The sequence below is a fragment of the Peribacillus frigoritolerans genome (assembly GCF_030676415.1).
GTDB lineage: Bacteria > Bacillota > Bacilli > Bacillales > DSM-1321 > Peribacillus > Peribacillus frigoritolerans_A.
Map to the genome: position 1 here is coordinate 1 of NZ_JAUUTW010000064.1, position 11,866 is coordinate 11,866.

Here is an 11,866-nt window from a genome sequence, read left to right on the forward strand (position 1 = left end):
TTCAGCCTGGTTGTATTGTTATTTTCCATTATCGTCAAGGGGTTAATGGGTTAGACTCTATTTTTGAGATTAGATTTTCGTAGTAGATGGTGGCGGCGAGGAGCGCCGCCATAGAAGTTTCTTATGGAACTAAAGGGGCATGATAGTTCATTCGAGATAATGTTAATTTTAAAATTTTGGAGGTATGAAAAATGAAAGCAGCAGTATGGTATGGTCCAAAAGATATTCGAGTAGAAGAAAGAGAATTAAAAGCATTAAAAGATAATGAAGTAACAGTTCGTGTAGCTTGGGCTGGTATTTGTGGCTCAGATTTACATGAATATCAAGAAGGGCCTGTTTTTGTGCCAGTAGACGCACCTGATGAATTAACTGGTGAGGTAGCTCCGATTACAATGGGGCATGAATTTGCAGGCGTTGTAGAAAAAGTAGGTCCAGCAGTTACAAAATTCAAAGTAGGTGATCGAGTAGTTATAAATCCTACCATTACACATGGTAACAAACCAGAAGACATTGATAGCTATGATGGCTTTAGTTTTATCGGACTACATGGCGATGGTGGTTTTACTAAATATGCAAATGCTCCAGAGCATAATGTTTACAAATTACCAGATACATTAACTTTACAAGATGGTGCTTTAATAGAGCCGACTGCAGTAGCAGTACAAGCAGTAAAAGAAAGTGGAATGCAATTTGGTGATAAAGTTGCCATATTTGGTGCTGGTCCAATCGGGTTATTAACAGTAATTGCAGCAAAAGCAGCTGGTGCAAGTAAAATCTTTGTATTTGACTTATCTGAAACACGTCTTGAAAAAGCAAAAGAGCTTGGTGCTACAGAAGTATTTAACTCTGGAAAAACCAATCCAGTTGAAGCAGTAAAACAATATGCTCCAGATGGTGTGGATGTTACATTTGAAGTAGCAGGTGTTGCACCAACATTTAAATCGTCAATCGATGTGACTCGTGCTCGTGGTACAGTTGTTATCGTATCAATTTTTGCTCATTCTATTGAGTGGAGCCCAATGCAATTAACTAACACAGGTGTTAAAGTTACTTCAACAATTGCTTATACACCAACTTCATTCCAACAAACAGTTGATTTAATGGGTACTGGACAATTAAAACCACAAGGTATCATTACGTCTCAAATTGAACTAGATGAAATCGTAGAAAAAGGCTTTGAAGCATTAACAAATGACAAATCTCAAGCTAAAATTCTAGTTAAATTAAGTGGGGAAATGTAATTCATTTGTTTTATATAAAGTGTAAAAAGAAGGTAGCCATATATAGGCTGCCTTCTCTTGTAAGCCATATTCTAGGATTGTGTCATAGCACATTTTAGCAAATCCTAGTCCCGAAAGAGATGATTTTGACCCACAATAAATTTTTACCGGTTACCCCTAATTCCTCCTTGTAGTATCATAGCTTCGTTTGTTATACGAGATCATAGTCCCAACCAGCCTCAAACATGTGTCTACAAGTAGGGGGCGAACGGTTTAATTTTCGGAGTCAAGACCCACGGGTGCTTACTTTCTACCCCGGCTACAGCTATCATATATCGATATAAAAAATGGTCAACCAGAAAAATTTCTGGCTGTCCTTATAGTACGAACGGGCGCTTTAGTAAAATTACTTTACATAAATAAATGTTCGATAGAACCTTCAGGGTAGGGTAGCGTTAATAGAAGAACAATTAATCGATTTTAAGGCTGAGGGCATATCTTAGTTATTCCATTAAAGGGCGCTTTAATTGAACAAGCAGCTAAAAGGATCTTCGTTTGAAGATCCTTTTTCAATGCCGATAATCAATGATTATGAAGTTCATTTCAAAATCATCTCGATATATAATACAATATTTTAAGAAATATTTTTCAATTCCCCTGTTAATCGTAGGAATTCTTCTTTGTTTCGATCCTGTAATGACTGGTCAATCTCTTTTCGGATTTGCTCTTTTCGGAAATTACGAAGGGCTTTGTTTAACATCATTTCAACAATTTCAGAATCCTTGACGTTTACTTCAGGTTGTGGTGGTGTATTAACCAAATTCCTTTCCATAGGAAACCAACTCCTTGACCTTTTTTCTATTATACTAATAGTTTTCAGACTATTCAAATATTTCGCTCGGTAGTTCCATAGTATATATTGCAATGAGTTTACATCTGAAAGTTTAAACTCATTGAAACCTTCAGTTATGTGTCTTTAAACAAGAATATTTTTAATTCATCTCAAAAACTTTTATTCATTCAGTTTACTTAATCGTTAATCTATACCATTCTATCTTTAGACTGGTCCGGATCATTATCATAAAATTGATGGATCAAATAGGTAAGATAAGAGTTTAGTTCAAAGCGATCTTTATTAACAAAATCAGACAACGTTAATTTACTTTCACTTGACACTATTTTACCCCCTTTATTTAACTGCTTTATCCTTATGATTCCCAAGCTATTATTCTTTTATACATATAAATTATTAAAATATTTATTTGTAATATTGGTGCTGCCTGAAAAGGAAATTACTAAATAATAAAGAAAAAAGTGTGATCTTTGTGGGTGTTATTATGTTTATTGAATGAAGAAAAAGGTAATACCGATCTTCAACAAAAGGGCGCGATTGTTGAGATCATAGGTAGAAAATGATCAAACTTTTTTATAAAAAAATCAAAACTAAAATAGCTTCAAACCCTTTTGTATCAAGGGTTCGAAGCTATTTTCTTAATGTAACATAATAACATTGTGTCCCCTTAATTTGTATTTTTGAGGGTTAAGATTAAAAATATATTACTTTATAGTTAATATTTGTTTATTATTGATAATAAATACTAATTATAAAATGGTGAATAAAATGACTATAATGGATAAGCTAGTGAGTGTTAGGCCACCTGAAAATAGTGGTTCTCGTTCGTCAAATCGATTTACTTATCAAAAAGATTGGGCACTTATGAAGGCACTCGAATTATATGAGGAACAATCAGACTTCTTATTAGTTTTAGATTATCACGATGATATTTTAATTCTTGATTCTGAGTATACTCCAGAGAAAGCATCTTTTTATCAAATAAAAACTAGAACAAATGGATCTTGGACACTTCCTAGCCTCCTAAAACAGGATAAAGGAGAACAAAAATTATTAAACTCTAAATTAGGCAAACTGTATAATAACAAACTTAATTTTCCGGAAAATACTTTATCCTTAAACTTTGTTTCAAATACTACATATAACATTAAATTAGGTAATAATAAAAATGCAAAAGATTCAGGACTATCAATCATCTCGTTGAATCACATATGTTCTAAAGAAAAAGAAAAGGTTCTTACCGCAATAAAGAAGGAATTCGCTAAAGAAGATTGTAATGAAATTTTTAATATAACCAATTTAATAGTTACTCCTTTAAGCTTAGGAGACCATAAATCACATGCGTTAGGTATAGTAAATAATTTTTTAATCAAAAACGATTACGAAAAGGTAAATACGGATCTTTTCTATAAGGCGTTATATGGAGAAATTGATATAAAGAATGACTATGAATACTCCTTGCAGACTGTGACTGAATTATTAGAGAAAAAATCAGTTGGGGGTAGTACCATAACAAAAATACTAAAAAGATTGGTACCTTCAACTCTTTATGATGAATTTTGGAAAGAGGTTAAAGACGAGCTCTATAATTCAAATTTATATTCCTTATCAATACTAAATAAATACAATTATGCCTGGAAAAAGTGTCATCTAGATAAGATGAAGTCTAATCACATCTTACTAGATAAGTTAATTTTTACCATTATACCCTTAGTTCAAGCACGGATGGAAACTTGTAAAACTTATGTGGAACTTATGGAACAAACCTATAGTGATTATCAAAAAATATCACAAAGTTTTCCTGAAGAAATATTTGATGAATATTATGTAAAGTCCCTAGCACTAATGGAATACTTAGTATTGTCTACTAATGATGGAGGATCATTATGAAGAGCATGGTATTTAAAGAGTTACAATTACTTTCACTAAAAAATAGAACAGCCAACGAAATACAGTTTGATCAAGGTATAACTGTAATTTACAGTAATAATAAAAATAAAACAGGTAAATCTTCTGTAATTAAAAGTCTCTATAGTACTTTTGGAGCCAAGGTAGACTTTGATCAAAAATGGAAAGATGATGAAGTTATACATATTTTGAATTTCAGTATAGATTATAAAGAGTACATACTGATTAATAATAACGGAACTTTTTCATTATTTAATGATAAGAAAGAACTTATGGGGACATGGTCTAAAATAACAGAGGAATTAGCCCCTCAAATTGCAAGCCTATTAGACTATAAGTTAACTCTGCAAGATAGAAATGGTAAACAAATTATCCCCCCACCCTCATACTTTTTTCTTCCATTCTATATTGATCAAGATAAAAGCTGGAGCAAAAATTGGGATTCCTTTGAAAGTCTTGGCCAACTCTCTAATTGGTCAGACATAGTCAAGAAGTATCACTTTGGTATTTTAAAGGATGAATATTTTGAAGTTTGTAATGAGATTTCAATATGTAAAGATAATTTGAATCAATTGACGTCTAATATCCATTCTTTACAGTACGCATTAAAAAAATATAATGAAGAGTTAACAGAGATTTCTTCTTTTGATATTAATATTGAGGAATTCCAGAACGAAATAGAGCAATTGAATAATGAAATAGGTAGATTACAGTTAATACAGGATGAATATAAAGCCGTTTTAATGGATTATTATGACGAAAAGCTACTTTTAGATCAACAAAAAGATGATGTTGAAAGAACAATTAAAGGACTTAAAGTACAGTATGAAGCTCATGAAAGAATTTGTACAAAATGTGGTCAAACACATGAAACTGATTTTAACGATAGGCTTGAAACAATTGAGAATGAAGCAATGTGCTATCAGCTCTTAAACGAAGTACAACTTAAGCTAGATACAGTAATTAAAAACATAGAAGAAAAAAAATTAGTTTTTCATGAGAAAGTGGAAGAGGTATCTAAACTTAGATTTTTAATGGATAAGAAAAATGGTACTATAAAATTCCATGACATCGTTAGGATAGAGGGAAAAAAGCAATTTAGAGATAAGATTAAAAAAGATTTAATAGAAGAAGAGAGCCAAAAGTTAAAAATAGAAAAGAGAGTATCTGAATTACAAAAGGCCAAGAAGAAATTAAGTAATCCTAAAGAAATAAAGAATATCATAAATGCCTATCAACAATACATCAAAACCTTTATGGATGAGCTTAACCTGCCTAAAGTAGACATTAAAAAGTATAGTAACATAAATGCCAATATTAAAGAAAAAGGTAGTAATCAACCTCGAGCATTATTAGCTTATTATTATAGTGTTTTAAATGTTAACTATATTTATTCTAATTCGACATTTTGTCCTATAGTAATAGATTCTCCTAATCAACAAGACCAAGGAGACGAAAACTATAAAAAAATGCTTAATTTAATTTTTAATAAAAGACCTAAAGGGTCTCAAGTAATCCTAGGAACAGTAAATAGACCAGATGTAAAGTTTGAAGGGAAAGAAGTAGTTTTTGAGGATGAATATAACCTTCTAAGCAAAGATAAGTTTGAGAGAATATTTAACAAAAGTAAGGTATACTTTGATAAAATTAATCTTTTATAGATAATGGTGTGTGTTAATTTTGTACCAATCCTGTCTGGAAAAATCTGGTACGAAGTTTTAGATGTTTTTTTACAATACATAAATAAAAATAATTTATATGTAAAATGTTAAGAACAACTAAGTGAGTCAGCTATTGTTGCTGGCTCTTTTTTTATTCTAATATTTAAGGTGTGCTTGATTAGATTACAGTATCGTAAATATCAAAAGCCGAGACTAATTAATTAGTCTCGGCTCTTAGTTTCAAACAAACGTACAAAAGCTTTTAAATGGATCTAGCATGCAAAATAGCACTTGAAATATACGCAAATTAACGCCTAAAGTGACATCCCTCTCAAAATAACCCTTCAAAATGTCCAGAAGTTAGTCTAGAATAAAATTACAGAAGTTAATAAACTTTTAGACAAACGAAAAGAGGTTATACATAATGGCTATTATAGGATACGGACGTGTAAGCACCATTGATCAATCATTAGATTTACAGGAAGAGAAGTTAAAAGAATATGGCTGTGAGAAGATATTCATGGAGAAACAAAGTGGTGCTAAAAGTGATCGTGAGGAACTGATTAAGGCGTTGGACTATTTAAGGGAAGGTGACAAGCTGGTTGTTTACAAAATAGACAGACTAGCTAGGAGTACATTTGATTTACAAAAGATTGCTAAGGATTTAGAAGAACGTGGAATAGCTTTAGTATTCATCAAAGAACAGATCGATTTTAGTACACCATCAGGAAAGCTAATGTTTACTATGCTGGGGGCTATTGCTGAGTTTGAACGTGATCTAATTAAAGATAGAACCACTGAGGGACGTAAAAGGGCTAAGGCACAGGGTAAACATATGGGACGTAAAGGGAAGGACGAGAAGGACGTTAAGAAGGCGTTAAAGCTATATGATGAAAGAGACTCTAACGGTTTAAGCGTTAATGATATAGCTAAAATGACTGGCGTTCCACGTTCCACTATTTACGCTAAAGTGAAAGAGATGACTAGCAAATAGCTAATCGTCTTTTTTTCTTATGGAACTATCGGGGCAGGATAGTTCATTAAGGGTTAATACAGAATATGTTATAATTTGAATAGTTTGGAAAAGGCACTTGGAGGGTTATGGATGGAAGTGAATTTTGGAAATGTGGCAAAAAATTATGCTCAAATAGAAATGACTTACCTGATGAGTTATTAGAAAGTTTGTACTTAAACGATCGAAGCAGTTAATTTAATAGGAGTCGAAAAAAGTGGGTGAGTAAATGCCTTATTTAAAAGTTAAAGATGGTATAAATATATTTTATGAGTGTTATGGTGAAGGAGAGCCATTAGTCTTTGTACATGGATTAGGGGCTTCATCCTCAATGTATAAGCCACAAATAGAATACTTTCAACAACACTTCAAAGTTATTTTACTTGATTTAAGAGGTAATGGGAACTCTGGTTTTTTAGATAGTAATGTGGAAAGTGTTTTAGATAAACAAGCAGAAGATATTAAAGAACTTTTACTTTTTTTAGAAATTTCTTCAGCAACATTTATTGGAGTTTCATATGGTGGGGTTTTAATTCAAAAGGTAGCCCTTGCATCCCCAGATATTGTTAAGGCACTCGTTATAGTCGATAGTTTCTGTGATACCTCAATTGATTCCCTTCAAAAACTATTAGCAATGGTAGGAGCCAATCAAACATGGATTTTACATATGCCTAAAAAGTGGTTAGCAAAATTAACAAAATCCTCATATAAAAGATGGTCCATAGCTAGTAAAGAGATGGAAAGCATTATACTTAACATGAGGACATATGAAATGAAAATCCAAAGAAAAGCAATAAATAGAATTAGATTTAATGATCAGTTATTAAAGGTTAATATTCCTACACTTTGTTTAGTAGGTGACTATACTAAATTGGGTAAAAAAATGATGGAACGGGTATCGAGTTGCATTCAAGATTCGGAGTTGAAGGTAATCGAAAATTCTTTTGACCCTAGTAATCTTTGTCAGCCAAAGGTTTTTAATAAGACAGTTCATAAATTTATATCTAATTTACTATAGATATTTATTCAACTAAAGGGCGCGATTCTTGAATAAAGTTCGCTTTTCTTATAGAACTAACGGGTGCGTTAGTGCCATAAGAAGGCCGCCAATTGGCGGCCTTCTTAATGTACATTCTTACCCAAATCATACTTTCATTTTGCTTTATTTATGGTCATTGAAAATTTTTCATTTTTTTCCATATTAATCATTCACTCTGCTATAATTGTATAATTCGGAAATGAAAAAATATTCCAAAGGAAGATGGTGCTCTATATTTATGACTAATAATCATCGAGTTATAGGATTTATTGGAACTGGGGTTATGGGGAAAAGTATGGCTACTCATATCCTAAATGCAGGATATGAGTTACTGGTATATAACCGTACCCAATCACGCACTACAGATTTAGTTAAAAGAGGAGCAACATGGATAAATACTGTGGGTGAATTATCCGAAAAAGCTGATGTTATTATTACAATGGTAGGTTACCCGCAAGATGTAAAAGAAATTTATCTAGGAGAAGAAGGAATATTACATAAAGCAAAAAAAGGAACCTATGTCATTGATATGACGACTTCTAGCCCTATATTAGCTCGTGAAATTCATAAAAAAGCTAAAGAAAAAGGAATTAATACATTAGACGCACCTGTTTCTGGTGGAGATATAGGTGCACAACAAGCAAAACTAGCTATCATGGTAGGTGGAAGTAAGGAAAATTTTGAAGCTGTTACACCTATTTTGAAATTAATGGGGACAAATATTGTTTTACAAGGAAATGCTGGTGCTGGTCAGCATACAAAAATGTGCAATCAGATTGCTATCGCATCGAATATGATTGGTGTTTGTGAAGCTATTTCATATGCAAAAAACGCAGGATTAGATCCGAATACAGTTTTAGAAAGTATTGAAACAGGTGCAGCTGGAAGTTGGTCTTTAAGTAATCTAGCTCCTCGAATGATTAAAGGAGATTTTGAACCTGGATTCTATATTAAACATTTTATTAAAGATATGAAAATAGCAATTGAATCTGCTGAAGAAATGAAATTATACACTCCAGGTTTAAATTTAGCTAAATCCTTATATGAAGAGCTTGAAGCCGATGGTAAAGAAAACAAGGGTACACAAGCATTATTTTCTTTACTAGAAAAACATACTCTTCCTGTTTAATTGAATTACAAAGTGCATTCAAACAAGTTGAGATCAGGGGGCTGCCATTTGGCGGCCTTTTTTCTTAATGAACTATCGGGGCAGTTTAGTTCAATAAAATTATTTTGTTAATTTTAGTAAATATTGGCATTGATACTGTAAAATGTGATATATCAGAAGCAGACTTTTGGGGTAGGTGTAAAAAGTGAAATTAAAATTATTGTTGGTTGTAGTTTCATTTATTCTTACGTATATTACTTTTAATACTCCAGGGATAAGTGAAATGTGGTCTTCATCGGGTGTTTTTGAGGTATGGAGTTTTTGGTTATTAATTATGATTTTTTTCTTCTACATAAAGAAAAAAGATTGAATTTCTTGTTCAACTAATAACTGGTAATATTATGGCATAATAAAATACATAGATATAAATGGGGGATTAGGTGTGGGAATTTGGGTTTTAATTATCGTTCTTGTAATTTTTGTGTTCTTATTAGAAAAAATAATAAATAAATTACTTGTCGTTAAAAAGAAAAAGATTTCCGAAACTTCTGGTAAAAATGTTGACCGATGGGGAAGAGGTATTATTTTAGTTATCTTTTTATGCACTATTCCGTTTGTTATTACAAAGGACACAAATGTTATGAAGTGGTATTGGATACTCTATTTAATATTATTATTGGGTTTTCAGTCTATTCTGGAGTGGAAGTACCTGAAGAACTCAAAACAATATATAACTACGCTTATTTTTCTAATGTTAAGTGTAAGTATTATGTATAATTTTGAGTATTTTCTTCAATTATTTGGATTGGAGTAGTTTACTGAACAGATAAGACATTGTGAAGGATTGTACTTAAAGTAACGGGTGCGTTGAGAACCGGGGCTGCCATTTGGTGGCCTTTTTGCTTAATGAACTATAGGGGCAGGTTAGTTCAAGAAGGAAAATTATAGAGAAATATAGAAACTAGTATTTACTACTTATGTGGGAGGATCTGTATGCAAAAGAAGATTTACATTGTCAGACATTGCGAAGCACAGGGGCAACCTTCGGAATCTCAATTAACAGAAAAAGGTTCGAAACAAGCGAAATATTTAGTTGATTTCTTCAGTAATGCAAAAATTGACCGAATAATATCGAGTCCCTTTTTACGTGCTATTCAATCAGTAGAACCATTAAGTGAGAAAACAAATATTAAAATAGAGATTGATGAACGCCTCTCAGAACGAACACTAAGCACAACGGACTTACCTGATTGGTATGAAAAACTACAAGCAACATTTAATGATATGGAATTAAAATTTGAAGGAGGAGAGTCAAGTCAAGAAGCGATGAATCGAATCGTAGATGTTGTAGAAGAAGTCTTTAAAATTGGGACTGAAAACACAGTAATCGTCAGTCACGGAAATATAATTTCCTTACTTTTAAAGAATTATAATCGTGACTTTGATTTCGAGTGTTGGAAAAATCTTAGTAATCCTGACGTTTTTCAAATAAACTGTATTAATAATGAAGTGATCTTGGAACGTATATGGGATGAAGATAAAATGAATGGGTGTAGCGTGATCCTCTAGTAAGTATCGCGCTAATAAGATACCCGAAGGGAAAATCTTATGCAAATTATTAGCGTTAGAGAACATCCAGAGTATAAAGAAAAAGCAATAAAATATTTTCAGTCCAAATGGGCAAACGAAAACAGTATGAAAGTATATGAGGACTGTATTACACACAGCATAACAACGGATAGTCCATTTCCTATTTGGTATTTAATGGAGGATTCTGGTGAAGTTATTGGCTGCGCAGGTCTTATTAGCAATGATTTTATTAGTCGTATGGATTTATGGCCTTGGATATGTGCCCTTTATATTGAAAATAGTTTTCGTGGTAAGGCTTTAGGGAAAGAGCTACTTAAACGTGCTAAAGCTGATGCCGAAAAAGCAGGATTCAATAAAGTTTTCCTTTGTACTGACCACATTGGATACTATGAAAAATACGGATTTACTTATATAGGTGACGGATACCATCCTTGGGGAAGTAGTTCAAGAATTTATGAGAGCAATAACTAAAATAATCATGTTTCAGATTAGCGATTATTCAATAATCGCTTTTCTTAATGAACTAACGGGTGCTTTACTTCAATAACGGAGGTTTTATAACCACAATAGAACGGTCAACCATCTTAGGGGGAAAAATACTTGATAGCATTACTATTACTTCTAATTTATATCGTATATAGAATTTATAAATCCAAAAGACCTTTAACAAAGTTTGGACATTTCTATGACAAATCTTTTTATCTTGAAGAAAAAAAGGAATATGAAAAAGCCCTTGATCTAAGAAAACAAGCTTTAGAATTAGATACACTTACTAATCTGGAACGTGCTGAATTAAATTTAGCTAATGCCAGAATGTATTTAAGGTTAGAACAATATAAAAAGGCAACCGATTACTTTGATATATCATTTGAACTAGCAAAAGAAGAAAAGTTTCCGTACTCTAAAGGGTTTAACGAGGTAGTTGAAGCTTATTTGCAGGCAAATCGCAAAAATGATGCCATTGAATTAGTAAACAAGATGTTAGAAAGACAAAGCTACGATAAGAAATTCAAAAAATTACAATCCATAAAAGAAAAACTAAAATCAGTTTAAAAGACTACCATATTCATTCCTAATTCAATTAGGGAGGAGCTAAGGGAGCCTTTTTCTTATGGCACTAAAGGGGCAGGATAGTTCAATAAGAACAGTAAAATAATAATGTATAAAATAACTTATAATGTATAATTATTACAAAAGAGAGAGGGATATTATATTTTGCAGACGTTTCAGATGCACCATTAATTCAGGATTTATTGATTAAGACTTTTATGGAATATAAAGATGAATTTCCCTCATCAAGTGCCTTAGAGGAGACCGTACATTAGAAGAAATTTACGTTATTTAACGGGTATAGTGATGATTGAAAAGGGGGGCAATTTAATGATGGAATTAGGAACATTAGGCGCTTTTGCTCTAGTATCTTTAGGGATGGTCTGTTCACCTGGTCCTAATATGATTTATTTAATATCTAGAAC

The 11,866-nt window shown here is 32.2% G+C and carries 11 protein-coding genes and 1 pseudogene; 11 read left to right on the top strand and 1 reads right to left on the bottom strand.

What is annotated here, in order from left to right; genetic code table 11:
- The first annotated feature begins 191 nt into the window (after window positions 1–191).
- Window positions 192–1,241, top strand: coding sequence for a 2,3-butanediol dehydrogenase (locus tag Q8G36_RS28170; protein WP_305163092.1), 1,050 nt, complete (start codon window positions 192–194; stop codon window positions 1,239–1,241).
- Window positions 1,242–1,854: 613 nt separating this feature from the next.
- Here the strand turns inward: Q8G36_RS28170 and Q8G36_RS28175 are convergent.
- Window positions 1,855–2,052, bottom strand: coding sequence for an IDEAL domain-containing protein (locus Q8G36_RS28175; protein ID WP_305163091.1), 198 nt, complete (start codon window positions 2,050–2,052; stop codon window positions 1,855–1,857).
- A 789-nt stretch (window positions 2,053–2,841) separates the two neighbouring features.
- On the opposite strand from Q8G36_RS28175, the gene Q8G36_RS28180 reads away from it, so the two are divergent.
- The 10 genes and pseudogenes from Q8G36_RS28180 to Q8G36_RS28225 all read left to right on the top strand — a co-directional run.
- Entirely contained in the window at window positions 2,842–3,963 is a 1,122-nt protein-coding gene (locus Q8G36_RS28180) for a DUF4297 domain-containing protein (RefSeq protein WP_305163090.1), read from the top strand.
- A complete protein-coding gene (locus Q8G36_RS28185; protein WP_305163089.1) occupies window positions 3,960–5,642 on the top strand; it encodes a hypothetical protein in 1,683 nt (560 codons plus the stop codon). The genes Q8G36_RS28180 and Q8G36_RS28185 overlap by 4 nt, the downstream gene beginning before the upstream one ends.
- Window positions 5,643–6,066: 424 nt before the next feature.
- Window positions 6,067–6,636 carry a recombinase family protein gene (locus Q8G36_RS28190; protein ID WP_305163088.1) on the top strand — a complete coding sequence of 190 codons (570 nt, stop codon included), beginning with the start codon at window positions 6,067–6,069 and terminating at the stop codon, window positions 6,634–6,636.
- Between the two features lie 247 nt (window positions 6,637–6,883).
- The gene (locus Q8G36_RS28195) at window positions 6,884–7,672 is read left to right on the top strand and encodes an alpha/beta fold hydrolase (protein ID WP_305163087.1); all 789 of its coding nucleotides are present in this window, start codon (window positions 6,884–6,886) and stop codon (window positions 7,670–7,672) included.
- A gap of 220 nt (window positions 7,673–7,892) precedes the next feature.
- Window positions 7,893–8,822 (top strand): NAD(P)-dependent oxidoreductase, encoded by a 930-nt coding sequence (locus Q8G36_RS28200; protein WP_305163086.1) that lies wholly within the window; start codon window positions 7,893–7,895, stop codon window positions 8,820–8,822.
- A gap of 421 nt (window positions 8,823–9,243) precedes the next feature.
- Window positions 9,244–9,615, top strand: coding sequence for a DUF4181 domain-containing protein (locus tag Q8G36_RS28205; RefSeq protein ID WP_305163085.1), 372 nt, complete (start codon window positions 9,244–9,246; stop codon window positions 9,613–9,615).
- A 179-nt stretch (window positions 9,616–9,794) separates the two neighbouring features.
- Window positions 9,795–10,370 carry a histidine phosphatase family protein gene (locus Q8G36_RS28210; RefSeq protein WP_305163084.1) on the top strand — a complete coding sequence of 192 codons (576 nt, stop codon included), beginning with the start codon at window positions 9,795–9,797 and terminating at the stop codon, window positions 10,368–10,370.
- A gap of 39 nt (window positions 10,371–10,409) precedes the next feature.
- Window positions 10,410–10,862, top strand: coding sequence for a GNAT family N-acetyltransferase (locus tag Q8G36_RS28215; protein ID WP_305163083.1), 453 nt, complete (start codon window positions 10,410–10,412; stop codon window positions 10,860–10,862).
- Window positions 10,863–10,991: 129 nt separating this feature from the next.
- Window positions 10,992–11,444, top strand: a complete 453-nt coding sequence (locus Q8G36_RS28220; protein ID WP_275725991.1) for a hypothetical protein — start codon at window positions 10,992–10,994, stop codon at window positions 11,442–11,444.
- A gap of 327 nt (window positions 11,445–11,771) precedes the next feature.
- Window positions 11,772–11,866: pseudogene (locus Q8G36_RS28225) on the top strand (LysE family translocator); the annotation flags it as partial.

Bases quoted from the DNA above. Each gene is read 5' to 3' on its own strand.
- Q8G36_RS28175 (WP_305163091.1), bottom strand. From the start codon at position 2,052: ATGGAAAGGAATTTGGTTAATACACCACCACAACCTGAAGTAAACGTC.
- Q8G36_RS28200 (WP_305163086.1), top strand. From the start codon at position 7,893: ATGAAAAAATATTCCAAAGGAAGATGGTGCTCTATATTTATGACTAAT.
- Q8G36_RS28215 (WP_305163083.1), top strand. From the start codon at position 10,410: ATGCAAATTATTAGCGTTAGAGAACATCCAGAGTATAAAGAAAAAGCA.
- Q8G36_RS28210 (WP_305163084.1), top strand. From the start codon at position 9,795: ATGCAAAAGAAGATTTACATTGTCAGACATTGCGAAGCACAGGGGCAA.
- Q8G36_RS28190 (WP_305163088.1), top strand. From the start codon at position 6,067: ATGGCTATTATAGGATACGGACGTGTAAGCACCATTGATCAATCATTA.
- Q8G36_RS28180 (WP_305163090.1), top strand. From the start codon at position 2,842: ATGACTATAATGGATAAGCTAGTGAGTGTTAGGCCACCTGAAAATAGT.
- Q8G36_RS28170 (WP_305163092.1), top strand. From the start codon at position 192: ATGAAAGCAGCAGTATGGTATGGTCCAAAAGATATTCGAGTAGAAGAA.
- Q8G36_RS28195 (WP_305163087.1), top strand. From the start codon at position 6,884: ATGCCTTATTTAAAAGTTAAAGATGGTATAAATATATTTTATGAGTGT.
- Q8G36_RS28185 (WP_305163089.1), top strand. From the start codon at position 3,960: ATGAAGAGCATGGTATTTAAAGAGTTACAATTACTTTCACTAAAAAAT.